Below are 26,998 nucleotides of genomic sequence, written 5' to 3'. Positions count from 1 at the left end.
CATTCAGGCCAGTGTTATCAGTTGAGGATGCCGGTTTCGTTGAGTGGACGGCGGAAAACATACTTGGACAGGAAGGCCAGGAACATGCCGTAAATTGGGACGAAGATAGCCAGGCATACCAGCAGCTTAACAGCATAGTCTACCCAGGCAAGGCTTACCCAGTTCTCTGCCATGTAAGGGTCCACACACTGGTAGAAAGCGATGGAGAAGAAGGCAAAAGTGTCGAGCAGATTGCCAAAGAAAGATGAGGCTGCAGGAGCTGGCCACCAGGCTTTCATGGTACGCAGGCGCTGGAATACCAGAATGTCCATGAGCTGACCTAACAGGTAGGCACCAAAGGATGCAGCTGCGATACGGAAAACAAAGATAGAGAAGGTGGCAAGGGCACCAAAACCCTGGTAATCACCATGGGCAAAGATGGTTCCTACGATGTAGGAGGCAATCAGAGCCGGAATCATTGCATAGAAAATTACCTGACGGGCCTTTTGTGCACCGTACAGACGTACGGTCAGATCAGTGGTAACGAAAACAAAAGGAAAGGTGAAAGTACCTACTGTAGTCTCAATACCCAGTACGGTAATTGGTATCTGCACAGCGTAGTTACTGAGCACGATAATAAAAATGTGAAGAAAGAAAAGAGGGCGTAAAGGAAAGTTATGCTGCATGGCTAAGCTCGTCACAATGATTTGAGAAAACCGGCCGCTGTGTTGCGGCAAAGGCCGCAGTCGGCTGCATAGACACTGACATTACATACTCTCTGACAGATGGCATTACCTGCCGGTCAGAGCAGTCCAGGAAATCAGAAAAAAGCAGGGATAAGTCCCGGGAAAGAAGTCATCATGAAGTGATGATGCTGTGCAGTAAGGGCAGGATAAGGTGATGTCATCAGAGGCTGCGCCCGGGCATTGCTGCCATGCAACCACTTCAGGCCATATCAAGACGTGTGTGAGGTCTTAAGGGCGTAAACCAAAGCACCTGCTTTCAGATCACAGGGTTTTACCATCACACCCCTTCGCTTCAGAATGCGATCTGTCCACTTTTGAGACAGGGTAAGAGCTCTGCACAGTACTGGTTCTGTCACCCTGTGGGGACAGCAACCGCTACCTTTGCAGGACGGACCTGTAAAACCTCATGACTGTATTGAAAGCCTGCCTCCTGCTCCGGGTATCCTGCAGTCTTTTGACAGACTGAGGGACGTAACACTCCATCTCCCTGCCCGCAGGCGTCGGGGGATAAAGTCCGGGGCTGAGGCCAGTACTCTTGTCTGCCACCCAAGATGCTGCACGAGGCAGCCTGTACCAGCATTCAGCTGTAAGTCACTGAATTATGCGGGCAATTTTACACTATTGATACAGATACTGAATATCAAAATGCTGATTTTTTTCCCCCAGGCTGTATTTTGGACCGCCCTTATCCTAAGATAGTGATTTACCCCTGACGCAGTTGTGCCCCGCATGAGGATAAGCTGTACCCCCGCATGAGGATAAGCTGTATCCCACCTGAGGATCACTTGTGTCCGTATCAGGCACAGCGTGCCGTACACAGGGTTAAATGCTGCATGCAACGCCTGACAGCTCAGTTCCTGTTTTCCCCTGGCGACAGTTTATTAAGAGACCTTGACCATGGCCCAATCAGAACAGCTTATTTTAATTGACGGATCTTCATTTCTGTATCGCGCCTACTTTGCCGGCAAAACCAACATGTCCACACGTGATGGACTGCCAACAGGTGCAACTTTAATTCTGACCCGCATGTTCAAAAACCTGGTCAAAGACTTTGCCGACAGCAAGTTCATTGCCGTATTCGATGCCAAGGGCAAGAGCTTCCGCAGCGAAATGTACCCTGAGTACAAGGCTACCCGCCCTCCTATGCCAGATGACCTCCGTCAGCAGATTGAATTTGCCCACTCCATTGTTGAGGCCATGGGTATTCCTCTTATCTCCATCCCTGGAGTAGAGGCTGACGACGTGCTGGGCTCCTACGCCCGTGCAGCTGAAAAGCAGGGCATGGATGTCATTATCTGCACCTGCGACAAGGACCTTGCCCAGCTGGTCAATGACAATATCAAGCTGCGTGACACCATGAAGCACATCACCTATGACGAAGAGAAGGTCAAGGAGAAGTTTGGTGTGCCTCCACGTCTGATTATCGATTTCCTGGCACTCAAAGGAGATACCTCAGACAACATTCCGGGCATGAAAGGCGTAGGCGATGTTACCGCTGCGGCCCTGTTAAACGGTCTGGGCAGCATCTTTGACATCAAAGAAAATGCCGATGAAATCAAAAACCTCAATTTCCGTGGAGCTGCCAAGTTCAAGGACAAGTTCCTGGAGCAGTGGCCTGCCATTGAGCTGAGCTACCACCTGGCCACCATCAAGTGCGATGTTGAACTGCCTGTTGCCATCGAAGACCTTGCTCCTCCAGTTGAGGACAATGACACCCTGATTGCCATTTTCGAGCGTCTGGAGTTCACCACTCTGGCAAGAGATCAGCGTGAAAAGCGCACCGCCGACGGCATGAACAGGATGCAGGGCCAGTCAGACAGCGACAGCTCAGCAGCTCCACTGCTTGCCGGCACTCCGTCAACTGCAGGTGCAGATGACGCTGGCACCGGCGGTGCCGCTGCAGCCCCTGCTGCCGATGTCGGCCCTGCAGGGGAGGCCTCTGGCGCTGGTTCATCCGGAGAGACAGCTGGCGCTGACTTATCCGGGGATGATGCCGCCATTCTCACACCAGGCGCTCCGGCCAGACCAAAGCGTGGCCGCCCACGCAAGAACAGCACAGCAAGTGAGGGTGCAGACGGTGAGGGCAGCACTGCTACTTCCGGCCGCAAGAAAGGAGCTACCTCAGCTGCTGAATATGCCATTCAGGCCAGCGCTCTTGCTGAGGCTGCCTTACGTGCTGCCGCTGTTGCCAAGAATGCCGCCATTGCAGCCGAAGCTGCCAAAGAGGCCGTCAAGGCTGCTGAAAACCGCTCTGTCAGCGCTGATATTCTGCAGTCCATAGCGGCTCAGGCTGTAGCTGATGCCAGTGATGCTGTCAGACAAAGTGGCGCTGCCCGCAAGACCCGCAAGAGCTCCAGGGCTAAAGATGCTGAGACTCAGCAGGAAGCAGTCTCTGCAGCTGCAGTTGAAGGTGCCGCTGACTCAGGCAGCGCTGTCGGCACTCAGCCTGCCACAGCTGCTGCAGCTGAGGGCTCTGGTACTGCACCAGCCTCAGGCGCAACGGCTGCAGCAGACGCAGCCGGTGAGATTACCGGTGTGGGTACCGCTGCTGCCGAGGGTGCTGTTCCTGCAGGCAAGGGTGTGCTCGATATTGAGAACCACCGCAATCATGGCCAGGTTGATGACTGCCGTCAGTTCTTCCGTGTCATCCTGACCCGTGATGACCTTGAAGCTGTTGAGCGTGACATGAGAAAGGCCGGACTGTTCAGCTTCCATGTTACCGCCTCATCAGAGCGCCCATGCGATTCAACCATCATTGGCCTTGCCATAGCAACCTCTGAGCAGGCCTGCTACTACATCCCTCTGGCTCACAGCTATCTTGAGGCTCCAGAGCAGCTGACTCTTGATGACATCAGGAAGACCCTTGGTCCGGTATTTTGCGACTCTGGTGTTAAAAAGACCGCCTTTGACCTCAAGCAGATGCGTCTGTACCTGCACTTTGCCGGCATCCCTGTTTCAGGCTTTGCACCTGATCCAATGGTCATTACCCATATTCTGGACTCCTCACGCAAGGTGGATCTGAACATGATGTCTGAGGGCTATATCAAGTACAGCCCAATGGATCTCACAGCTGTCAGACGCAACAGCAAGGAGACCTTCGACAAGATCGAAATCGACACCTGGAAGGACTACGCCTGTGAGCGCGCCATGATCTTCCTGCGTCTGCACAGGGCCTGCATGGATGAGCTGCGCACCTTTGAAAATGGCCAGGAGCTGGTCAACTTCGACATGGATGTGCTTGATGTGCTTTACAACATGGAAGTCAGGGGCACTTATCTTAACGGTGAGGAGCTTGGCCGTCAGGCTGCCCGCCTGCGCGAAGATCTGCACATGGTTGAGCAGGATATCTACGATCTGGCCAACACCACTTTCAACATCAATTCACCTCGTCAGCTGGGCCGCATTCTCTTTGAGGATCTCAATATTCCTTATCCGCGTACCACAGTTAAGGCTGACAGTGAGGGCAACAAGTCCTACTCCACAGCTGATGACATTCTTTCTGATATCAGTGACGAGTTTGATATTGTGCGCAAGGTTCAGCGCTACCGCATGCTCTCCAAGCTGCTGTCGACCTACGCTGACAAGCTGCCACAGCTGATAAGCAGCCGTACCGGCCGTATTCACACCTGCTTTAACCTTGCAGGCACAGTAACAGGACGCCTTTCCAGCACCGATCCTAATCTGCAGAACATCCCTATCCGTACCCCGGAGGGCCGTCAGATTCGCCGTGCTTTTGCTGCCCCTGAGGGCTATCAGATTGTTTCAGCTGACTACTCACAGATTGAGCTGCGTCTGATTGCTCACTTTGCCCGTGATCCAAGCCTGATTGCCGCATTCAAGAACGGTAAGGATATTCACCGTGCTACTGCCGCTGAAGTGCTGGGCAAGAAAATCGAGGACGTTACCGATGAGGAGCGCAGCCATGCCAAGGCCACCAACTTCGGCCTCATGTACGGCATGCAGGCTCATGGTCTGGCCCGTCAGACCGGCATGACCAGTGCTCAGGCCAAGGCCTATATCAACATGTACTTCAAGAAGTATCCAACCATCAAGGATCTCATGGAGCGCATCAAGGAAGAGGCCCGAGAAAAGGGCTACACCCCTACCTTAAAGGGCTTCCATGTGGTGATCAACGGCATCAATTCCACAGGTGCAGCCGCCCGCGCCGCCGAGCGTGCCGCCATTAACGCCCCTATGCAGGGCAGTGCTGCCGACATCATCAAGATGGCCATGGTTGAGGTTAACCGCTATATCCAGACCCTGCCGCTCAACTCAGTCTATCTGACCATGCAGGTTCATGATGAGCTGATTTTTGAAGTACGCGATGACATGGTGACCCAGTTCACCACCCGCATCAGACAGATTATGGAAAATGTGGTCAAGCTGATGGTTCCTCTTGAGGTCGGCATCGGCACCGGCCCTTCATGGGACGAAGCCCACTGATTCAGGGCACGGCCTCAGCATGGACCGAGGCCCACTGATTCAGGGCACGGCCACAGCATGGCCTGGCAGTGCACGGCATGGCCCGGCCCGGCCAGGGCTGCGCCGTGCCGGGCCGTGGCCGCCATCATGGCCGGTCTGGCAGATCTGCAGATCTCTGGTGTTTTGCTGTTCTGAATTTCTCTTCCATGAGTCACTCATACTGGGAGCTGTGATATGAGCATGTATCCTGACTACGGCCAGCCGGTACTGTTACCGCCTCTGATGACTGTAGTGGTTGCAGGAAAGTACTATTATCTGTGGCCCTATGAAATCAGGATGGAAAATGGCCGCCAGGTAAAGGTCAAAGCTCCGCGCTCAGCCGGCCGTATCAGCGGCTATGACGGCGAGGGTCTGGTCATATGGAAAGAGGAGTTTCTCAATGAGCATCCTGAGCTGCGTGCCTGGGATGTGTACCGTCGTGAGACCGTTACCGGAACTCACGCCACCTCTCTTGACTGCCGCCTGATCTTTACCAGCAAGGCCGGCTCCTCTAATACAGTGACTGATGATCAGCCCTGCCATGGCGGTGCCACCTGGGCTCTTGATCAGATTGTTAATGCCACTGCCCTGCCTGCAGCCCTCAATCACACCTTCAGCTCAGGATTCAGAGAAAGCCGTCTGCTTTCCCTTGCCTACTTCTGTCTGCTGAGCAATTCCCTTGATTTCAGCCAGTATCTGACCTTTTCAGGAGCTGCCCGTCTGCCTCTTAATGAGGCCCTTACCGAAAGGGCTATTAATGAAGAGCTCATTAATATTTCTGATACCGAGCTGACCGGCTTTTACTCCGAGCTGCAAAAGCTCGTCCTCAAGGACCGCTCCACCCGCAACAGTTTCTACATACTTGATGTTGAGCTGCCTAACAATGTCACCGGCAGGCTGCTAAATGAGCGTTCTTCGTTTAACTGCAACAACGAAGCCCTTGCCCTGAACATTGGACGTGAGCTGCGCTCAGAGCGCTTTATGAGCCTCAGATACCGCAAACAGGTAAGTGACTTTGCTGCCAGCCTTGATGATCGCGCCTTTACTGTCATTACCGCACGCTCAGGCGTTCCATGCCTGCACTCAACCTGGAGCAGCCGTGAGTTTTCCCTGTGCGACTTTGTGGAATTTGTGCGCAGCCATGGCTTTAAGGGCCTGCTCAATGACCTTGGGGCTGACAGCCTGATAAGAGCCGAGCTGACCTCACGTCTGGGCCGCAGCCCGGGCAACAGCTACGTAAGAGTGACCAGCAATAACGGCCGTGCTCCTGATATCGATCTGAGCTCCCTTGCCAATGGCGAAATCCTCAATTACATGGCAGCTGCCACCCCGTCAGGCCAGCTTTTTGATCTGAGCGCCCAGCCAGACTGGCTCAGCCCTGACGGCCTGCGCCTGCCCGCTCCTGACCTCAGCCATCCCCTGACCAGCAGCAGCACCAGCGCCAGCGCCAGCAGCGCCACCAGTGCAGCCAGTACTGCCCCTGCCGCCACCCACGGCAGCGCAGCTCATGACGATTATCAGCATGATGCCCATGCGCATGACGACCTGTGGTCAGACAGTGCTGAGTCCGAACCAGGTGCCGTTGCCGCTGCCTCAGCCGTCCCTGATGAGGACACAGAAAGCTACAATCTCCTGCGTGTCGGACAGGCCTCTGACAAAGAGCTGGTGCTGGGCGAATTTGAAGACAACTTCCAGCGCTACCACCTTACCCGTCTTGGCAGCGCCTATCGCAACATTTCACCGGACAAGCCCCATCCTGACAAGCTGTTAGCTCAGGACGGCCCTGGCAAAGTAAAAACAGCCAGCCCTGCACTGGTAACAGCATCAGGGCATGTCAGGCTCTCATCTGGTGCCGGGGACGAATGGGATCTGCTCTCAACATCTTTTTCTACTGCGCTCAGCGGTCACAGTGACCATGTCCCTGCCAGTGACCTGTTCTCTGAAGATGATGCTGATCTGGCGCCACCTGCTGACAGTCCGCTGTTTGCACCCCGCCCTGACAGCCCTGACTATGGCGATAACTTCGACTTTCTCACTTCCGGCCGTTCACCTGTTCTGACAGAGGGCACAGCAGATGCCCACAGTCCGGCTGATGGTGGCTCAGACCCGCTTGAGCTGTTCGACGACCCAGCCTCCCCACTGGAGATTCATGATAATGCCCACGCGCCACTGGGGCTGCATGATGGTCATGCGCCATTGCAGCTGCAGGGTAATCCCCATGAGCCGCTGAAGCCGCATAACGCTGGTGACGCGCCGTTGGAGATTCCTGACGATGACGCGCCATTACAGCTGCATGATGGTGATGCACCGTTGGAGTCGCCCGATAGCAATGATGAGCTGATGCTCCATGATGATGTGTCAGAGCTGACGGACAGTGCTGGCGGTGACGCTCTATCTTCCGTTATGCAAAGCAATCTTAAAGGCAAGCCGGCACCTGCAGGTTCAGGCCGTGAAAACTGTCTTGGATTTTTTTCCGGCCCGTCTTATCTGCGCCCAAAGAGCATGGGGCAAAGCAGGCAGGCCTCATCTGCAGCCGGTGATGACGGCAGCCATGCCGCTGGAATCTCTGCTACTGGCAGCGGTGGCACTGGCAGCTCTGCTGCTGTCAACCGTGCCGCTGGAATCTCTGCTACTGGCAGCGGTGGCACTGGCAGCTCTGCTGCTGGAGCTGACAGTGGCAAAGACAGGGGAGGTGTGGGCCGTGCCCGTGCTTTTGAGGGTGTAAAAGGCGGGGATGAGGGAACTTCGCGTCATGGTGCCCGTGCGGTGCTTATACGTCGTGCCCGCAAGGGTCTGATAGAGCAGCTTGGCGATCTGTGCCGTCTGAACCAGGCTTTCATGCTGATTGCTGATCCTGCGCTGCCGGCTTTTAATCACGGCTTTGACAGCCTTATTGAGCAGCTGGTAAGACTTGAAAACTATGATGTGCACAGCCAGAGCTTTTCTGCCAGCATTGTAGTTCCTTTCTGTTACCGCGTAAGCCGCGTCAGTGACATGCTCAATAACGGCCGTTATGAGCATCGCACTCTGCCACAGCGCATCAGCTGCGGTCTGCACATTCACATGACTCTTGATCTGCAGTCGCTGATCACAGCGGCCCGTATCATGGAGTATGAGCAGGAAGACCCTGACAATCCTCCATATACCGAGCTGCTTGATGATGAGCAGGATCCATGGGATATCTTTTCTGGTCCTGAGGGTACAGCCCTTGATCATGAACCGCTGCGCCGCCAGCTGCGTCGTGTCCACGCCCATCCTGATGGCATTATCAGAGCATTGCGCTGCACCTCCAGCAGGGAAAATCCTGATGCTCAGAACATCAGGCTCGATCAGGACAGCTATGAGCTGGTCATTGATATTGCAGATACCCTTGATCAGTTCACAGGTAAGGCAGAAAACGGCAGCAATCCTCCGGGCGAGCATGCCCGTCGCCGCCTGCAGCGTGACCTTGCTGATCTGGTACAGCTTGAACGCTTCAGCGGGCATGGCCTGCTGCGTATCATGATCAGCGATACCATCACTGATATATCCGAAGCCAGGCTGGCCTCGGGCATCCTGCTCAGGCATGAGGGCTTTTACGATCTCATGAGCCTTGATATGTTCAGGCTCGAGCGCTCGGGCATCAGTGCCATGAGCTACCGTATGAGACCTGAGCTTGCCCAGATGCTGCGCGGTCGCCGCTTCATAGCTGAGCTGGCTGCCTCGCTTCATCATATGGTTGAATGCCGTATGTATGAGTGTGACCGCCAGTATGGCAAGACCGGCCTGAGAGAAACGCTTAATATTGCTGATGTCGACCACTGCCTGCAGCAGCTGCACGCCATCAGGGCCTCCCGTCGTGGCGACGGACTTACCTGGCAGTCTCTTACTCCCCTGCAGTCCTCCATTCTGGAGTACCTGGGGGTACCTGTGCCATCACGCGAAAGCTTCAGTGAGGTAAGCAATGACAAAAATATAGTGCTGCGCCGCCCCCGCAACCAGTAAGACCTGCTACCAAAGGCAGCGGCACGCACAGCCACCTCAGAATGCACATTCTAAAACCATATGCAGAGCGTATCTGCACCACAGCCACCGTACAGCCGGGGCAGCTGACGGCGCCCTGCTCAATGAAGCAGCGGCAAGCTTAATGCGACGACGGCCTGCTCAATGCAGCGGCGACCTGATCAAGGCGGCGCAGGTCGCCGGCCGCAGGCCGGACAAAGTCGCGCCGGTGCTCTTGAACGGCGTACTGGCGTTAAAAAAGGCCATAGACTTGTCAGTCTATGGCCTTTTTTTATGGCCTGAGGCGTTATACGACAGTAAAGATGTCTGGACAGACTTAACTGTACTTCAGTCAGCTCAGAATGATGCAATGGCTGGCAGGCAGCACCGCCACTGATGGCGCTGCAGCGCCATCAGGAGGGCGGGCTGCCCCTGCCGTTTTGCCCTGGCTTACTGGCGCTTCATGGCGCTGAAGAACTCTTCGTTGGTCTTGGTCATGGAAAGCTTGTCGAGCAGGAACTCCATAGCCTCGATTTCACCCATTGGATGCAGGAACTTACGCAGTATCCACATCTTCTGCAACTCGTCAGCAGAGGTAAGCAGCTCTTCACGACGGGTACCGGATCGGGTAACGTCAATGGCAGGGTAGACACGCTTGTCAGCAATCTTGCGTGACAGGTGTAATTCCATGTTACCAGTGCCCTTGAACTCTTCGTAAATAACTTCGTCCATCTTGGAGCCTGTATCAATAAGAGCGGTACCGATAATGGTCAGGGAGCCGCCTTCCTCAACATTACGGGCAGCACCGAACAGACGCTTTGGACGCTGCAGGGCATTGGCGTCAACACCACCGGTCAGAACCTTGCCAGAGGCTGGAACAACGGTGTTGTAGGCGCGGGCCAGACGGGTAATGGAGTCCATGAAAATAACCACATCACGCTTGTGCTCAACAAGACGCTTGGCCTTTTCAATTACCATTTCTGCAACCTGAACGTGACGGGCGGCAGGCTCGTCGAAGGTTGAGGCAACCACCTCACCGTTTACCATGCGGCGCATTTCGGTAACTTCCTCAGGACGCTCGTCGATAAGCAGCACTATGAGCACGCACTCAGGGTTGTTTACGCTGATGGAGTGGGCAACATTCTGTAACAGGACGGTCTTACCTGCCTTTGGAGGAGCCACAATCAGAGCACGCTGGCCTTTGCCTATAGGGGCGGTCAGGTCGATAACGCGGGCAGTAATGTCTTCCTTGGAGCCGTTGCCCAGCTCAAGACGCATACGCTCTTCGGCAAAGATCGGGGTCAGGTTCTCAAAGAGAATCTTGTTACGGGCCTTTTCAGGCTGCTCGAAGTTGACAGCATCAACCTTTAACAGAGCAAAGTAACGCTCCCCTTCCTTTGGAGGGCGAATCTTGCCTGAAATGGAGTCGCCGGTACGCAGATTGAAGCGGCGCACCTGGGATGGAGAAACATAAATGTCGTCAGGACCGGCCAGATAGGAGCTGTCTGCACTGCGCAGGAAGCCAAAGCCGTCAGGAAGAATTTCGATGACGCCTTCGCCGAAAATATCCTCACCGGTACGGGCACAGAGCTTGAGCAGGTTGAAGATAATTTCCTTTTTCCCAAGACGGGCGGTATTTTCAATACCGGCCTGCTCGCACATGTCGACCAGCTGTGCTACCGGGGTATTTTTTAATTCATTAAGGTTCATAAATAATTCACGTACGGCGGGTTACGATCAGCCACCATTGCATTGCAGAACACCTGTCTGCCGGTGCACTGATCGCTGTGCGGGAACATCCCAAAAAATATAATTTCTGTCCCTGACTGCCAGGTGAGGCTCTTAAAGAAGCCAAGGCAGATGGACATCTGACAATCTTGCAGAACAAGGCAGCCCGTGCATCACACATCTTAAGATGCTCAGGGCTTTTATCCTGCATGTCATGCCCCAGCCTGCTCTGTCAGAACTGAGGACATTAAAACCCTGGCCATAAGGCCTGAAACCTTGCTCATTGCTGATATACGCAACCGCTGACAACAGTGATATACACAGCAGCCCCGGGCTGTCAGGCCGTCCTTACGGCCGGCATGCCATGCATCCTGCCTGTGGGCTTGCCAGGCGGCATGCGCCGGCAGTGCCGGCTCAGGCGCCATGTGCAGCCGGACGGCCATGGCAAAGGCATGAGTGCGCCATGACAAGGCCATGCAAAGCACCCGTAAGACGCCACAAAGGCTCTAAAACAGCAAATCAGATATGAAAACCACAGTGTCCTGACATTCCTTAATCACAAAGAACGTTGCAGTCCCGGTTAAATGACAACAGGCCAGACAGAACTGATGACAGATTAATGGAATTCAGGGGAGGTTTACTAAGGCGGTTACTTGGTGAGATGAGCTAAAGTGAAGGCGGCAGCGGTACCCAAGACCCGGGCGGGTCTGTCTGCGGGCAGAGGTCGCTGCAGCTTTTGTCTGCATAATGACCTTACTGTGGTACAGCAGCAGCTGAAACAAAAGACCTGACATCAGGCCTGGAGACCCACAAAAAGCACAGCACCTACACGGGATTTTAAGAAAATCAGAATCCTGGAAAAATTAAGGAGGGAGATGCCTGCAGAAAAGAGTTTACTTCCGGAGGGCGGGCAGACGGCCAGCCTGAGGAGAAACATCAGGAAAGATGCTTTTCAGGGGGTGGCAATAACAAGGTAGATTATTGCGCTGGGCACATAATATCATATTTTTTGTGAATTGACCGAAAATAGGCTCAGGCTGAACAAAAGTTGTCAAAATCGCCTTAAACGCTCACCAATCAGCCGTTTTTGCGCCATATTAAAGCTCTGAGAGTCAAAAAACAGGGTGCAGCAACAGCCTTAAAGGTCTAATATATTTTACAGGCCACAGCCTGACTCGGCCCTGCAGTAGCAATTAACAGCAGACACAGTCTCAGGCCTGACCTTGTACTTTAACGGAGCAGCCCTGCAGGGAAATCCAGACCCCTCCCTTAAGGACCTGCTCCTATTTACAGACACAATACCCGTCTACAAGACACGCCCAGCCCCTACCCGACCAGACCAGACCAGACCAGCCTCGACCCGTCCCGGCAAGCAGGCCCAGCACCTCAGACCTGCCTCCCACACCGTCTCCAGACTTACTTATTCCGAATCACTCCTTAACATAATGACGCTCTCAAGGCCATGACTGAGCTTTTACTGCAGCACCTGGTAAGGAAGCCGTCATGTCCCTTGCGCACCGTTACGGCCTGGACAGGGGCTGACAGTGATCTGTGTTAGAGCCTCAGCGCAGCGGATGGGGGCAGGAAAATTTTTCTGTTTTTCGCCTGTCGATATGAATATTGACCGGTACCAGCGGCCAAACTGTGCGCAGCGGGCCCTGATAATAGATAAACAGGGCGGGACAGCACGTAGCCAAACATACGCTCTGTCCGTTAAATATGGGTCCGGCGTCTTATTGCGCATGCCTGTGAATAGCTGTAGCATACCCACAATATGCCCGCAGCCTACGGAGCAAAGCTCCGGCTGCCCTGTGCTTTTTTCTCTGGATAACAGGCCGGCGTCTGACGCCATGACTGTGAACTTTTACCGATCATTGTCCCTGTTTTCAGATTACAGGCTACAGCTCTCTACTATTGAGAACTGCTCCCTGTCAGCAGCAGGGCTGCGCTGCGTCATGGCACGCAGTGCAGCGCCGGCAGCGCACCTTATCAGTACGTGCCTGCCTTTCTCCATTTGACCACTGCCGTATTTCTCACCACACAAGGACTTTATTATGCGCTCACAACCTGTCATGACCCCAGGCATGCTAATAAAGATGATCTTTTTTCTGGTAACGCTCTCAGGCCTGATTTTCTCAGGCTCTGCCGCAGCTGCCGGTGAAGAGAAAACCGCCACGGCTGAGCCGGCTGCCAAGGCAGCTGCCTATGCGGCTCCTGCCAAAAATGCCTCCTCTGACAGCGCTGATGTTTCACTGTATAACGAGTTTGACCTGCTGCTTAAGCCGGATATTGATGCAAGTGACATCACAGCCGATCCTCTTGGCAATATCGACAAGAAGAACAAGAAGAAGTACGAACATCTTGAACAGCCTCATGAGCCTTATCTCCCATCAAGGGAAGAGCTCAGGGAGCGTCTTGGAGAGATAGACAGTGATGCTGCACTCAATGACGCTGAAAAAGAGCACACCAGAGAGCTCATCACCCGTACCATGAACCTGCTCACCCTTTATGATTCCATCATCAAGGAGGAGCACATGATTAATAATGAGCTTACTCAGGGTAATGCCATGATTGGCTCCCTTGAGAAGGCTCTGAGTGAGGCCAATTCCGTATACAGCGATGAACCTCCTGAGGTAGTGGTCAACGATCTTGAGGATGTCAATACCCTGATCAATCATCTGACCCTGCAGCTCAATCGTGTCCAGTCACAGCTCAATGACGCTACCTCTGCATACAATTCCCTGCAGACCCTGCCGTCACGTGCGCAAAATCAGATTACCCAGAACAACCAGCAGCTCTTTGAGATTACCAAGCGCATTAACGACCCTACCATTCGTCTGCTGCCTGATGAACTCAAGCTGCTTCCTTTTGAAAGCTATGTGCTGGAAAAGCAGAACAACCTGCTGCAAAGTGAGCTCAAGTACCTGACCACTTTCCAGGATATTGCCAACTACAAAATCCGTATTAACAGCCTGCACCGTGACTATCTGAACAAATATCTGGCCAAGGCCAGAATCCGTCAGAACACCCTGATGAGTGCCCAGATCGTCACCGATGAGAGCACTGGCAATACCGAGCAGCTGCCTGCCAAGCTGGCAAATGAGCTCAAATACAACAATGAGCTGGCTGCCAATATCGACAAAATTCTTTCTGACAACGCCCGCCTTAAAAAGGACCTCCAGGAGGTCAACAATGCTCTTAACAGCGCCCATCAGATTGAAAAGAACATCCAGGAGCAACTCTCTGACCTCACCGGCAGCGTGATTCTATCCCGTCTGCTCAACCGTCAGCAGAGCGAACTGCCAAAGATTTCCATCTCATTCAAGCTCGACGAGCACATACCTAATCTCAACCTGTGGATGTATGAGCTGCGCAGCTCCCGTGAGCAGATCTTCGATGTTCAAACCTACGTAAATGAAATGATCCGCAAGGATCACGGCTATGCCCCGTACCGTGAGCAGCTGGTACAGCTGGTCAGACACCGTCGTGCTCTTTTTGACGAGCTCTACAACGCCATGTCTGACGGTGTGACCCTGGCCATTGAGCTGCGCGCCAAGTACAACAAGTTCAACACCACCACAGACAATCTCAAGACAGTTATTAACGATCACCTGTTCTGGCTGACCTCCAACCAGGGCATGAGTCTTGATTTCTTTGTCAATCTCTATCCAACCCTGATGCTGCAGCTGCGCGATTTCCATCGCTATCTCAACACTGATCAGGTTATCCATGACACTGTGGTCAACTACCTCAAGGTGCTGATCCCTATCATGCTGCTGGGCTTTATCTTCCAGCGTGCCAAGCCTTATCTGCGCCGTAAGACCAACGAGCTGGCCATGCGTCTTGATAAGGTTACCGATAACTACTGGGTTACACCTAAAGCCCTTTTCTGTCACTGCTTTCTGATTCTTCCTAAAACAGTAATAATTACCAGTATTGGTGCCACGGTCATTTTTACCGCCCTGGACAGTTTCGAAAGTCAGCTGCACGTAACTCTGATGCTGGCCCTGCACCTGATGTGCTTCCTGTACATGAGGCAGATCATGGAGCCAAACTCCCTGGTACAGCGCCACTTCTCCATCAATCCAGCCATCATTACCCAGAACCGTATCCTTATCGATCAGATCTGGTATTTCAGCATTCCAATGCTGATTATTGCCAACATGAGAGAGGCTGAGCCAACCAAGATTTCAGGTGACGTCATCGGCTATATTCTGATGATGCTGGGCTTCCTTTACCTGACATTCTTTGCCATGGCCACGATTAAGCGCATGCTCATTCACTACAGCCCGACCATGACCTTCTGGATTCTGTCAGCCGCAGGCGTAGCAACCCCGCTGACCATTGCTGTCATGCTGGGCATGGGCTATTACTACACTGTAATTCAGCTGCTCAACCGTGTGGCCATTACCCTGTACATTGGCTTTGCCTACCTCATTGTCGCAAGCACCCTGCGCCGTGAGCTCTATGTTGCTGAGATCAGGATCATGAGAAATGTAAGAACAGCCATGCTCAACAACAGGGAAAATAAAGCCGACAACGCAAAGGGAGCTAATGGCCAGGGAGCATCTGCCTCAGGCAGCGCTGCCAGCAGCTTCGGTGCCCGTTTTGAGAACTTCCGCCTTGAACTGGTAAACAACCGCGCCTTCAAGCTGTTCAATGCCATACTGCTGACCATCACCATCTACTTCATGTATCAGCAGTGGAGTGACCTTGCAGGTGTTCTTACCTACCTGGACAAGATCTACCTGTGGCAGAACGTCAAGGTTGTAGACGGCGTCACCATCACCAGCTCCCTGTCCATCGGCGACATTCTGCTGGCCATTGTGATTGTTATCGTAGCCGTAATCCTCAACCACAACCTGCCAATGCTCATCGAACGTCTGTTCATGCTGCGTTCAGGAGTGGGTGCACGCAGTACCAGCTATACCATCAAGCTCATCACATCCTATGTGATTACCGGCCTTGGAATCATATTCGCAGCCGGTGCCCTTGGTATCAGCTGGGATAATCTGCAGTGGCTGGTAGCTGCACTTTCTGTGGGTCTGGGTTTCGGTCTGCAGGAAATCTTCGCCAACTTCGTATCCGGTCTTATCATTCTCTTTGAAAGACAGATACGTGTAGGTGACATCGTTACCATCGACAATCTGTCCGGCACGGTTAACAAGATACGTATCCGTGCAACTACCATCATCTCCTTTGATAATAAGGAAGTGGTAATTCCTAACCGTCAGTTTATTACTACTGCACTGACCAACTGGTCCCTTACCAATACTGTTACCAAGCTGGAGTTTGCCATTGGTATTGCCTATGGCGCCGACCCTAACAAGGCCAAGGACATTCTGCGCGGCATTATCCGCCGCTGCCGCGATCTCAACCGCGACCGCCGTCCACTGGTCTACATCAAGAGTCTGGACGCCAGTGCCGTAACCATTATGTGTGAGGTTTTCGTTAACGAAATCGGCAAGCGCAAGCCTGTGTACGACTATCTGAGTACCGAGACCCTGCGCCTGTTCCGTGATCACGGCATCGAAATTCCATTCGATCAGCTCGACGTCACTATCCGCAATCTCGATAACGAAAAGACCATTTCCTACACCGAGAAGGACCTTATCAAGGCTGCTGCCATGGGTGCTGCCAAAAAGAAGGCTGCCCTGCCAGTTCCTGAAGAATAACGATCACTTCTTACCTGGATGCAGGTAAACCCTGCAGGTCCTGCACATCAATGAAGCCACCTTACGGTGGCTTCTTTGTTTGTACTGAATAAATTGGCCAGGCTGCCGTTGTATGTCTGAGCGCTGTCCGGGCTTTCTACGCCGCCCGGACAGACAGTCTTACCGGGCAAACAGGAGAGAGAGCCCGGAATAACAGGTCTGTTTCAGGTTCCGGTTACAGTATATCCATGCTGCGGCTCTGTCATGGCTTGCAGGCCAGACAAAGCTGCAGGAGATCATCATGGCATTACAGGCACAATACCTGGCTTAATGCCAGGCACGATGCCAGGCACTGCAGCGCAGTGCCCGGCCCGTACGACTGCGCGCCGGGCATGGTCGTCCCGGTCCCGGCACAGCTGGACCAGGGCGCACCGGCCTCAGGTCCCAGCGTCTGTCCGTGCGTGCATCTGTACGTACGTGCACCTGTCCGCATGACCATGTACCCGCCACACAGGATATTGCTGTATTAAATAAGCACAGGGTGTAAGCAATGAGCCAAGCTGCTAACGAAAACACAGGTACGTTTGCAAGTTCCGAGTCTGGAGAGCCGGTACGTGCATGGCGCATAGCCTTTAAGGTCACTAATCTGAGCTACGACTTTTCCCGCTACGATGAAATAGATATCAACCCTGAGGAGTACACTTTCTTTGAGCCTGATGTCTTTGCCGGAAATAACAGGTTCTATGATCTGTGCCGCAAGAAGGGCTTCTACAGCAAATTCCACAAGGACTTTGTTCAGACCTACTTTTTCAGCCTCTTTGCCAACACTCCCTTTCCCTGCAATGTATTTGCTTTTGTCGAAGAAGTGATTATGCATGGCAGAGACTTCGTCCATCCGCCGCACCGCCTGACCATTGACTCCTCCAGCATCAAGGACCGCAAGCACCGAGCCAAAGCTCAGAAAAAAGGCACGGTCAACGTCGATCCTGACTTTGAAATCTACTATATGGAGACCCCTCACATCACCACGGCCAAAGGATCCGATGTGTCCATATTTGTAGCTCTGAGCTCCATGTACATGCGCGGCTCCCCGAGGCAGCGCGGCGAAAGCTTTTTCAAGCACAATGCCTTTTGCTGCCTGAGCGATGGCCGTGGCATGACCTTTATTAAAGATGGCTCCTTTGCCGGCCTGGTTCCCAACCTGCCCAGCGCCTCTACCCTGCTGCCCCTGATTTTGCTGACCTCCCGGGCTCTTGGCTACAAGTACTGCCTGCGCAATATCAACAAGCTGCTGGGCCGTCAGCTCAGTGAGAAATTCCGCCGCTCAGAAAAACTGATGCGCCAGGGACGCCGTAACATTCGATCATTATCCTTTCTTTACTATTCTGTAGAGTATTTCCTGACTCAGAGCTTCCTGGTTTCAGCTGTTAACCATCAGAACGCCCTTGCTCATGAGCTGTTCCGCGAAATCATTGTCCGCATGGACATCCCTCGCGAGTACCAGTCAGTCAAGGAGCAGATGACTCCGCTCAATCACATCATCAATCAGCTGACCAGCCACGAAATTCTCAAGGGACAGGTATCTATACGCTTTGCCATTGTAGCCCTGGGCTTTTTCATGGTTCTGGTCGTGGTGGTAGTCAGCGTGATCCTGGGCATTGAACCCCTGGTTCGCCTGCTCAACAACCTGGGCATTCTCCCTGAGAACTTCCTTAAATAGAAAAACCCGCGTAAAGCGGGTTTTTCATTATGGCAAAGCAGATTTTTACATCCACAGCTGTCCGACATCAGTCCTGAAGCAAGAAAGCCCTGGACTCTGTCATCACGGCCCGACAGGCATCAGTCCTTAAACCAGAAGGCTATGGACTCAGTCATCACGTCTCGACAGGCATCAGTACATGATCCGGAGGGCCATGGACTCTGTCATCACAGCCCTACAGGCATCAGTCCTTGAGCCGGAGGGCCATGGACTCTGTCATCAGGGCCCGACAGGCATCAGTCCTTAAGCCAGAAAGCCCTGGACTTTTCCACAGTAACCTCCATGCCTGCCTTGAAGGCATTGTAGTCCTTGGCAATATGGCCAATATCAAGAGCTCTGTGACCGGCCTTGTGCAGGTCATAAGCCATGACGGTAGCTGTCTGCCCCAAAATCAGAAACTTGGTCTTTGCCTTGTCGGTTGCCAGAGCCTTGCTCATCAGCTCATCATATTGGTCGAAGGCGCTCTCAGGCGGACCGTAGATGTACTCGATTGATCGTGCCGTAGCGAAGATATTGTGCTCAATTTTGTCGAACACAGTTCGGCCGCAAATAATCACAATATCTTTGTCATTCCACAGCTGCTGGAACTTCTCATAATAAGGTGCACAGTCAAAGTTTCTGTAGTTGACATAAGGCGCAGTAAAACTGGTGTCACCATAAACACGCCCTGGCTTCATATACTTGAGAAATTCCTTTCTGAACCTCTTTCCGTCGTGAAGGTAAAAGTAGAAGCAGTCGTCTCTCAGGCCGGATGGGAAGTTAAAGTAGTAATAAGAGCTCGCAATCAGAACACCGTCTTCTGTGGACGAAAGGATTTCGACCAGCCTTTTTGCCAGTTTGTCATCAAAATGCTGAAACCATGCCTGCCCCGAGGATGTAATTACGGCTATCTCACCATCACCGAATCTGCACATACTGACATTGTTATTAAGCAGGTAGTCAAGAGTGCTGCTGGCATCCATAACCTCAGGAAAACCGTCTCGTCGACTGATCTCGTAAAGGTTTTCCAGTATGAGCGGATGGTTCTCTTCGGCTACTTTTTTCAGCCCGTTTACACTTGTGTTTATCTCTTTGAGGTTATAGCGAAACAGGTATCTGATGTTGCTGAAGAATTTAGTAAGGCTCATCAATCTGATCTCAAAATCTTCCAATATTCAATGGCATACGCACCTGCACCGGCATAACAGAACCTGAGCATCAGGACACTGGCCATGGCAGCCTCAGGGCATATCATTGCAAATAAGCATGTGAGCCTATGCTACCACAATGCCGGCCAGCCTCGGCCCAAGGGCTGCATGCTGCCACCTGATAACTTTGATTTTTATGGATGGAATGGGGGTTTGGGGGTGAAATTAGTGATAATATTTATCACTTATTTTTGCCATTGTGAAAAGCAAGACAGGCGTGCAGGAAGCCTTTTTTAACGGGCGCTATTCCATTTAAGTGCGGAAAGATATAGAATATCGCGCTTGTGCACCTGCCAACTTTTTATTGATTTTTTGATATCAATCACATAGAATGCGCAGATCACAGCCTCCCTTAAGTTTCATTAAGATTGCGCTTGCACAGCAAGTTCAGCCTTAATGGCAGCCTTCAAACCTCCCCTTTTTACTTATGTAAAGCAGGCAGGTTAAGCCTGATACTTTCGTTGTGCCTGAAGCACGGCTGATTATCAGATTAAGGAAGCTGAAGAATTTTTTGCCAAAGTGCACTATTAGAGGTTGTCGCGTATCCTGACGGGCTTTGCGACAGCTAATTATCAACCGACCTTTATCCAGGAGATCAATAGTGGCCCGTATCGCTGGCATCAATGTGCCTGATCACAAGATCGCCGTGATTGCACTGCAGTCCATCTACGGCATCGGCCCTACCCGCGCCCGTGACATCTGTCAGGCTGTGGGAGTTGCTGAGTTAACCAAGTTCAAGGAACTCGACGAAGCTACTTTAGACAAGATTCGTGCTGAGGTAGGCAAGTACACCGTTGAGGGTGACCTGCGCCGTGAAGTTTCCATGAACATCAAGCGCCTTATGGATCTTGGCGCTTACCGTGGTTTACGCCACCGTCGTGGCTTACCAGTTCGCGGTCAGCGTACCAAGACTAATGCACGTACCCGCAAGGGCCCACGTAAGAGCATTAAGAAGTAAGGAGGCACATGATGGCTGAAGAAATCCAACAGGCTGCAAACGCAGCAACCCCTGCAGCTGCTGCCGCAGCTCCAGCTACCAAGACTGCCTCTGCTCCACGTTCCCGTGGCGGCAAGCGCGGTAAGAAGCAGATTGCTGACGGTGTAGCTCACATCCACGCATCTTTCAACAATACCATCGTTACCATCTCTGACCGTCAGGGCAACACCCTTTCATGGGCTACTGCCGGTGGTTCAGGTTTCCGTGGTTCCCGTAAGTCCACTCCTTATGCAGCCCAGGTTGCTGCTGAGCGTGCTGGCGAGGCTGCCAAGGAATACGGTGTAAAGAACCTTGAAGTCTTAGTCAAGGGTCCAGGTCCAGGTCGCGAATCCTCAATTCGTGCCTTAAATGCGATCGGTTACAAGATCACCAACATCACTGATGTTACCCCGATCCCTCACAACGGTTGCCGCCCGCCAAAGAAGCGTCGCGTCTAATCTGGTATCTGTTTTTTTATTGGAGAAAGATAAATGGCAAAATATACAGGACCAGCTCTAAAATTAAGCCGTCGCGAGGGCGTGGATTTATTTTTAAAGTCTGGTGTACGTGCAATTGACACCAAGTGCAAGTTAGACACTGCTCCAGGTCAGCACGGTGCCAACAAGGCTCGCTTATCTGACTACGGCTCACAGTTACGTGAGAAGCAGAAGGTTCGTCGTATTTACGGCGTTCTCGAGCGTCAGTTCAACAACTACTACAAGAAGGCTTCCAACATGCCAGGTAACACCGGTGAGAACCTGTTACAGCTGTTAGAAGGCCGTCTGGACAACGTAGTTTACCGCATGGGCTTCGGCTCCACCCGTATGGAGTCCCGTCAGCTCGTAAGCCACAAGGCTATCACTGTTAATGGCCGTGTCATTAACATCCCATCCTATCAGGTTCAGCCATCTGATGAGATTGCTGTACGCGAGAAGGCCAAGAAGCAGTCCCGTATCAAGACCGCTATCGATCTGGCCGGCCAGCGTGCTGTCAAGCCAACTTGGATCGACGTAGACCACAGCGCCATGAAGGGTACTTACAAGAACAAGCCTGAGCGTTCTGAGCTTCCATCCGATATCAAGGAACAGCTCATCGTCGAGTTCTACTCTAAGTAATAGACAGGCAACCTGCCAGCTCTCCTTTTAAATTGTGGGGTAATAACAGTGTCAGTTTGTGATTTACTCAAGCCTAAGCCAGTCGGATTTACCGAGCTTGGTCCTAATCGAGTACGCATCGTAATTGAGCCATTGGAGCGCGGTTTTGGCAACACCATCGGTATTGCCTTAAACGACGTCCTGCTCAAGACTCTTCCTGGTTATGCCTTTGACGCTCTTCAGATTGAAGGTGTTAAGAGCCTGACCTCTGTAAAGGACGATGTGGCTGAGTCACTGATCGAATTAGTAATGAACCTCAAGAACGTTGCTATTTCATCAGCTCACCCGATTCAGGGTCCAGTCTGGTTCTCCCTGACCAGACAGGGCGAAGGTGAAGTTCGCGCCGGTGACATAACCTGCCCTGAGGGTATGAGCATTGAAAATCCTGATGCCCATATCTGTACTTTAACAGGAGCCAAGGCATCGTTGTCGATGAATCTCCGCGTCGTTCACGGTCGCGGCTATGTAACAGCATCTGATCCGAAGCACCTTCCTGCCAAGGAAGAGAATGAGATTCTCATCGATGCTGCTTTCTGCCCAGTTGCAAGATATGTCTACGAGGTTGAGTCTGCCCGTGTTGAGCAGCGTACCGACCTTGACAGACTGGTCATCGAGCTTGAGACCAATGGCACCATCTCCCCTGATGAGGCCTTAAAGCATGCCGCCGAACTGCTGTGCGGCCACATGACCAATCTTGTTGACAAGGAAGACATTCCTGAGCGCTCCAGCACTCCGGCTGCTCCTCCTTTACCGGATCCGGTTTTAATGCAGCCAGTTGAGGATCTGGAACTGACCGTACGCTCTGCCAACTGTCTCAAGGCAGAGGAGATTTTCTATATTGGCGATTTAGTCCAACGCACTGAGGTCGAGCTGCTCAAGACTCCAAATCTGGGTAAGAAGTCTCTTACCGAGATCAAGGACGTTCTGGCTACCCGCAACCTGTCTCTGGGCATGCGCATCCAGAACTGGCCGCCTCAGAACTTACAGCGTTCGAGTAAGTAAAATTACTGTCAATTTCAGGAAGAAATTACAATGCGTCATCGTTTAGCCGGTCGTCACCTCGGCCGTACTTCTGCACACCGTGCAGCGCTGTATCGCAATCTCGCTAATGCTCTCATCGAGCATGAGATGATTAAGACCACCTTACCAAAGGCCAAAGAGTTACGTCGCTTCGTAGAGCCATTAATCACTCTGGCCAAGGTTGACTCCGTAGCCAACCGTCGTCTGGCTTTCGCCCGTCTGCGCGACCAGGCCGTTGTTGCCAAGCTCTTCAACGAGGTTTCCAAGGCTGCTGCCAACCGTCCAGGTGGCTACACCCGTATCTTAAAGTGCGGCTTCCGTCCTGGCGACCAGGCTCCTATGGCTTACATCATGCTGGTTGATCGCACCGACGGTGAGTCCCAGGAGTAAGCCTCCTCACCTGATAACAGGTGATGAACCCTCAGGCTCAGACTCCGTGCTGAGCCGGGTAAGCTTTTCGAGCATCTGTACGGCAGTGCCATGTACAGATGCTTAAAGAACACTTGGACTGGACAACTTCGGCTGTCGTGTTTGAGTGTTCTTTCACATAAAGGCACAAAGAATTTTCCTTCCCAAAGCGCTGAGCTTTGCAAGTACAGAAACCTGCGCATCTTTCCCATACGTCAGATGGCTTTGTTTCTGTTCAGGTCTGGCGCACTCCCCTGACTTGAATCTACAACTATTTTGAGGGCTGGAACCTTGGATCAGATTGATTTTCAAAGACCAAATATTAAGGAAGTCGTAACAGTCGCACGTAACAAGACACGTGTAACTCTCGAGCCTTTTGAGCCAGACTACGCCCAGATCTATGGTACTGCCCTGCGCCGTATCATGCTCTCCTCAATCCCAGGCTATGCCATTACCGAGGTTGAGATTGCCGGCGCTGTTCATGAATACAGTGCAATTGAAGGTGTACAGGAAGACGTTCTGTTAATCCTGTTAAACCTCAAGGAAGTTGCTGTTCAGTGTGACAGTGCAACTACCATCAATCCTATTCTGCACATCAACAAGACCGGCGTAGGTCCTGTTACCGCTGCTGACATCCAGTGCCCGGCCAATGTAGAGATCAAGAATCCTGATCTGGTTCTGTGCCACATCACTGATCCTGAGAAGGAACTGAACATGACCCTGCACGTAAGCCGTGGTCGTGGCTATGTTCAGGCTCAGAGCCAGCCTTTTGTTGAAAATGGCGACAACCGTTTCATCGGCCGTCTGCTCATCGACGTTTCCTACTGCCCAGTGCTCAACGTTGCTGTTCACACCAATGAGCTGGCCAGCGGCATGGAATCACTGGATCTGACCATTGAGACCAATGGCACCATCCAGCCTGAGGCTGCCATCGCCATGGCTGCCACCATTTTTGCCGAGCAGCTTGGCACCTTCATCAACATCAAGGACTCTGTAGAGCCTGCTGATGACACCACCTTCCGTCCGCTGATCGATCCTAAGCTCATCTGCCCTGTTGAGGACCTCGAGCTGACTGTACGTTCTGCCAACTGCTTAAAGACCGAAGGCATCAAGTACATTGGCGATCTGGTACAGCGTACCGAAGTTGAACTGCTCAAGACCCCAAATCTGGGCAAGAAGTCCCTGACCGAGATCAAGGACGTTCTGGCCGAGCGTGGTCTGTCCCTGGGCATGCGCCTGGAGCACTGGCCACCATCAGATCTCGATGTAGGTCACTGATAAATTCAGCCGCCTGAAGCGGCGCCGGCCGGTAGCCATACCGGCCACACCATGGAAAAGGGCTGCCGCTGTCAGGGCAGCCCTTTTTCTTTTGTTCCGCACTCACCGCCTCCCGCCTCTCCACTCAGTACTTGTAAGGCCCAGCCTGACAGGTCCTGGCCGGGGGCTGGACGCGGCTGCAGTGCAGTTCCACTTTTTCAGGAGCTGATATGAGCGACCAGAACCTCGCCCTCCAGCCTGATGTAGACAGCATCAGCGAGAGTGATTTTGACTTCCTGTGCGACAGTGCCTTGAATCTGGCTCTGGAGACCAGCGAGCTTACCAGTGCCGATGAGGTCACCTTAAAGAAGATCCGTGACCATATGCACTCAGACAAGTACAGCCTCTCCCTTGAGGTCAATGGTGTAACCACCTCATGGTGGGACGACGAAGAGCTGCCATCCCTGCTGGACGAAGACAGCGATGACGCCGTCGCCGCTGAGGCAGCCGCAGATGCCACCGCTGAGGCTGCCGCCAGTGCTGCTGACGCATCCTCAGCAGATGCCTGTGCCCAGGACAGCTGTGGCTGCGGTGCCGATGACATTACCCTTGAGGTCAATATCATCTCTACTGTCGATGCCGGTTCGCACGCAGGCGAGCGTGTAGTCGTAGCCTCAGTACACTTTGATGTACCAGCATCCCTGACTGATATCCAGGACCGCCCGTTGAAAAATATCGCCATCAAGTGGCTCCCTGAGCTCGACAACTAAGCCGCTGTCCGACGGCCCTGGCCATGCGCCTTGGCACATGGCCTTGCCATGGTGTCGGCAGGGCAATGCTGGCCTGCCCTGGCAAGGCCATAGCCAGGCCAGCATGGCTCTGCGGCCTTGCCAGGCCAGACCAGACCATAGCACGTCGGCCATGCCTGAGCCTGCAGGCCCATTAACAGACAGGCCCCGCTGTCACAGAGGTGATGGCGGGGCCTGTTTGCTTTGGGCGGGGCTGGGCGCGGTTATCGCGATGCCAGCTGCTGGTCAATAAATGCGGCGGCCGGCTCTAGCAGGGCACGTTCGGGTAGAGTTCCCAGGGCCTGGTCGAACTTGATGCACTGGGCATTGTGACTGAGCGGCTGCCAGCGGCATGACTCAAGGCCGGCATTGTCGTAAAAGCAGATTTGCGCAATGTTGCAGCTGCAGGCCAGATGTACTGTTGCGGTATCAACACTGATCATGCCATCGAGCAGAGCTGTAAGCGCAGCAAGGTCGCTAACTGAGGTGTTCTCAGGCATGGTAAGCAGACGGGTGCCGTGCAGAGCTGCAGTAACAGGAGGCATCAGAGCCATGACAGCACGGATAAACTCACGGCTGGATGCCGGGCACATCAGCAGCACACGCGTGCTCTCAGAGCGGCCCAGAATGTCCTTGATGATGGAGGCACATACCTCAGGGCTCATGCGGCGTGACTTTGGGGCGGCCATGGGGTTGATACCAAAGAGCGGCGTTGAAGCGGCTGCTGCACGGGCCCTGGCAGCAAGCTCAGCAACTGGCATCTGATCGGACGGCTCGTTAAAGACTGCAGAGGGGTTGAGTACGCTCATGGCCCTGCTCAGGTGCTCAGCCTTAAACAGCGGGGTATAGCGCACACTGTCTGAGGTATCGACACCGCCACGGTTGAGCAGCTCAGTAAAGGCACGGCTTACCGGATGGTTATAGGTGGCCGGATGGAAGATGTGAAGATTGATGGAGGCTACAGTGTAGTCGCAGCCGGCAATGAAATCCGGCCTCAGGGTCCAGTTGAAGATAAAGTCACGGGGACGGTAGGCAGGCTCAGTTGAAAGTACCAGATCTACCTTGCCCTGATGGCCGGCGCCCTGAGAGGCGGCCACGATCTGCTGACACAGAGAATTGATTTCGCCCGCGCCTGGCTTGCGAGATGAGACCAGCACCTGGTCAAAGCCAAGAATGTCGTAGTAAACGGAGGCCAGGTTTTCAGGACAGACAACGCTCAGAAGAGGTCGCTGAGGGAGAGCCTTAAGGCGGCGGTAAAAATCGCTCATTACCTGGGTATCGCCCAGTTTGCCATCAAGCTTGAGAATAACTATATGGTTCAGGTTCTCCCATTTAAAGTCCTGAACATTCCCCTCAGGCATATAGCCGTATTTTTTCTGCGCCCAGATAAATCGCACGCGATCGCGAAGCGCAAAATAAGCCTGTTTAAGTCCCATCAACAACAAATCTCTATTTCACCTGAAATGAGGACGGTCATGTCCGCGTCTCACATCAATAAGGTCGCGGACCACAGCAGCACATTATGACCGTCCTGCCGGAATAACTCAGGGCCTGAGTCCAGGCTGCGGCACAGCAGGCCAGGCCTGCTTACCCGCTTCAGCCAGCTCAGTCTGTTTTGCATGCTCACACTGGTTTGGCCTGCTCACCAAGCTCAGCCTGCTCAGCCTGCTCACCAGCTCAGCAAGATCCGGCTAATCATCCTGACCTACAGACCGGCCTTGTGACCCAGCATGGACACTGACATCAGGGTCTGCAGTAAGACTGCACAGCGTTCAATGCTGGAGGGCAACAGCCACTTCAAGTCACCCTGTACCCGGCATCCAAAATTTCTGTGGCTATTATAGCGGAAAGAATGACCTCAGCCCCGATCAGCTGCAGCTGCAGTGAAAGTAACATGCAT

At 53.1% G+C, this 26,998-nt stretch carries 15 protein-coding genes; 11 read left to right on the top strand and 4 right to left on the bottom strand.

The window, feature by feature from the left end; all coding sequences use genetic code 11:
• Positions 1 to 17: 17 nt before the first annotated feature.
• Positions 18 to 665 carry a 7-cyano-7-deazaguanine/7-aminomethyl-7-deazaguanine transporter gene (locus tag MXE39_RS01065; protein WP_246975908.1) on the bottom strand — a complete coding sequence of 216 codons (648 nt, stop codon included), beginning with the start codon at positions 663 to 665 and terminating at the stop codon, positions 18 to 20.
• Positions 666 to 1,622: 957 nt separating this feature from the next.
• On the opposite strand from MXE39_RS01065, the gene polA reads away from it, so the two are divergent.
• Positions 1,623 to 5,168: a DNA polymerase I gene (polA, locus tag MXE39_RS01060; protein ID WP_246975911.1), complete on the top strand. Its 3,546-nt coding sequence runs from the start codon at positions 1,623 to 1,625 to the stop codon at positions 5,166 to 5,168.
• A gap of 213 nt (positions 5,169 to 5,381) precedes the next feature.
• Positions 5,382 to 9,170, top strand: a complete 3,789-nt coding sequence (locus MXE39_RS01055) for a hypothetical protein (protein WP_246975914.1) — start codon at positions 5,382 to 5,384, stop codon at positions 9,168 to 9,170.
• A gap of 447 nt (positions 9,171 to 9,617) precedes the next feature.
• On the opposite strand, the gene rho is transcribed toward MXE39_RS01055, so the two are convergent.
• Positions 9,618 to 10,877 carry a transcription termination factor Rho gene (gene rho / locus MXE39_RS01050; RefSeq protein WP_246975917.1) on the bottom strand — a complete coding sequence of 420 codons (1,260 nt, stop codon included), beginning with the start codon at positions 10,875 to 10,877 and terminating at the stop codon, positions 9,618 to 9,620.
• A 2,072-nt stretch (positions 10,878 to 12,949) separates the two neighbouring features.
• On the opposite strand from rho, the gene MXE39_RS01045 reads away from it, so the two are divergent.
• The gene (locus MXE39_RS01045; RefSeq protein WP_246975920.1) at positions 12,950 to 16,570 is read left to right on the top strand and encodes a mechanosensitive ion channel domain-containing protein; all 3,621 of its coding nucleotides are present in this window, start codon (positions 12,950 to 12,952) and stop codon (positions 16,568 to 16,570) included.
• A gap of 529 nt (positions 16,571 to 17,099) precedes the next feature.
• Entirely contained in the window at positions 17,100 to 18,269 is a 1,170-nt protein-coding gene (locus MXE39_RS01040; protein ID WP_246975923.1) for a hypothetical protein, read from the top strand.
• A gap of 275 nt (positions 18,270 to 18,544) precedes the next feature.
• Here MXE39_RS01040 and MXE39_RS01035 read toward each other — a convergent pair whose 3' ends face one another.
• Positions 18,545 to 19,435: a GT-D fold domain-containing glycosyltransferase gene (locus MXE39_RS01035; protein WP_246975926.1), complete on the bottom strand. Its 891-nt coding sequence runs from the start codon at positions 19,433 to 19,435 to the stop codon at positions 18,545 to 18,547.
• Positions 19,436 to 20,096: 661 nt separating this feature from the next.
• On the opposite strand from MXE39_RS01035, the gene rpsM reads away from it, so the two are divergent.
• The 7 genes from rpsM to MXE39_RS01000 all read left to right on the top strand — a co-directional run bounded on the left by rpsM (position 20,097) and on the right by MXE39_RS01000 (position 25,080).
• Positions 20,097 to 20,453, top strand: coding sequence for a 30S ribosomal protein S13 (gene rpsM / locus MXE39_RS01030; protein WP_246975929.1), 357 nt, complete (start codon positions 20,097 to 20,099; stop codon positions 20,451 to 20,453).
• An 11-nt stretch (positions 20,454 to 20,464) separates the two neighbouring features.
• Positions 20,465 to 20,929 (top strand): 30S ribosomal protein S11, encoded by a 465-nt coding sequence (rpsK, locus tag MXE39_RS01025; RefSeq protein WP_246976307.1) that lies wholly within the window; start codon positions 20,465 to 20,467, stop codon positions 20,927 to 20,929.
• Positions 20,930 to 20,962: 33 nt separating this feature from the next.
• Entirely contained in the window at positions 20,963 to 21,586 is a 624-nt protein-coding gene (gene rpsD / locus MXE39_RS01020) for a 30S ribosomal protein S4 (protein ID WP_246975933.1), read from the top strand.
• Positions 21,587 to 21,628: 42 nt separating this feature from the next.
• Positions 21,629 to 22,627 (top strand): DNA-directed RNA polymerase subunit alpha, encoded by a 999-nt coding sequence (gene rpoA, locus MXE39_RS01015; protein WP_246976310.1) that lies wholly within the window; start codon positions 21,629 to 21,631, stop codon positions 22,625 to 22,627.
• 30 nt (positions 22,628 to 22,657) lie between these two features.
• The gene (gene rplQ / locus MXE39_RS01010) at positions 22,658 to 23,035 is read left to right on the top strand and encodes a 50S ribosomal protein L17 (RefSeq protein ID WP_246975936.1); all 378 of its coding nucleotides are present in this window, start codon (positions 22,658 to 22,660) and stop codon (positions 23,033 to 23,035) included.
• A 294-nt stretch (positions 23,036 to 23,329) separates the two neighbouring features.
• On the top strand, positions 23,330 to 24,331 hold the full coding sequence (rpoA, locus tag MXE39_RS01005; RefSeq protein WP_246975939.1) for a DNA-directed RNA polymerase subunit alpha: 1,002 nt from the start codon (positions 23,330 to 23,332) through the stop codon (positions 24,329 to 24,331).
• Between the two features lie 209 nt (positions 24,332 to 24,540).
• Positions 24,541 to 25,080, top strand: coding sequence for a hypothetical protein (locus MXE39_RS01000; RefSeq protein ID WP_246975942.1), 540 nt, complete (start codon positions 24,541 to 24,543; stop codon positions 25,078 to 25,080).
• Positions 25,081 to 25,322: 242 nt separating this feature from the next.
• Here MXE39_RS01000 and MXE39_RS00995 read toward each other — a convergent pair whose 3' ends face one another.
• The gene (locus tag MXE39_RS00995) at positions 25,323 to 26,495 is read right to left on the bottom strand and encodes a glycosyltransferase family 9 protein (protein WP_247073713.1); all 1,173 of its coding nucleotides are present in this window, start codon (positions 26,493 to 26,495) and stop codon (positions 25,323 to 25,325) included.
• Positions 26,496 to 26,998 lie beyond the last annotated feature (503 nt).

This window comes from Anaerobiospirillum sp. NML120511, from assembly GCF_023050955.1.
Lineage (GTDB): Bacteria > Pseudomonadota > Gammaproteobacteria > Enterobacterales > Succinivibrionaceae > Anaerobiospirillum.
This window is presented reverse-complemented; position numbering and strand designations above follow the sequence as displayed.

Excerpts from the sequence above, each read along its gene's own strand:
- MXE39_RS01065 (WP_246975908.1), bottom strand. The coding sequence starts at position 665 with ATGCAGCATAACTTTCCTTTACGCCCTCTTTTCTTTCTTCACATTTTT.
- polA (WP_246975911.1), top strand. The coding sequence starts at position 1,623 with ATGGCCCAATCAGAACAGCTTATTTTAATTGACGGATCTTCATTTCTG.
- MXE39_RS01055 (WP_246975914.1), top strand. The coding sequence starts at position 5,382 with ATGAGCATGTATCCTGACTACGGCCAGCCGGTACTGTTACCGCCTCTG.
- rho (WP_246975917.1), bottom strand. The coding sequence starts at position 10,877 with ATGAACCTTAATGAATTAAAAAATACCCCGGTAGCACAGCTGGTCGAC.
- MXE39_RS01045 (WP_246975920.1), top strand. The coding sequence starts at position 12,950 with ATGCGCTCACAACCTGTCATGACCCCAGGCATGCTAATAAAGATGATC.
- MXE39_RS01040 (WP_246975923.1), top strand. The coding sequence starts at position 17,100 with ATGAGCCAAGCTGCTAACGAAAACACAGGTACGTTTGCAAGTTCCGAG.
- MXE39_RS01035 (WP_246975926.1), bottom strand. The coding sequence starts at position 19,435 with ATGAGCCTTACTAAATTCTTCAGCAACATCAGATACCTGTTTCGCTAT.
- rpsK (WP_246976307.1), top strand. The coding sequence starts at position 20,465 with ATGGCTGAAGAAATCCAACAGGCTGCAAACGCAGCAACCCCTGCAGCT.
- rpsD (WP_246975933.1), top strand. The coding sequence starts at position 20,963 with ATGGCAAAATATACAGGACCAGCTCTAAAATTAAGCCGTCGCGAGGGC.
- rplQ (WP_246975936.1), top strand. The coding sequence starts at position 22,658 with ATGCGTCATCGTTTAGCCGGTCGTCACCTCGGCCGTACTTCTGCACAC.
- MXE39_RS01000 (WP_246975942.1), top strand. The coding sequence starts at position 24,541 with ATGAGCGACCAGAACCTCGCCCTCCAGCCTGATGTAGACAGCATCAGC.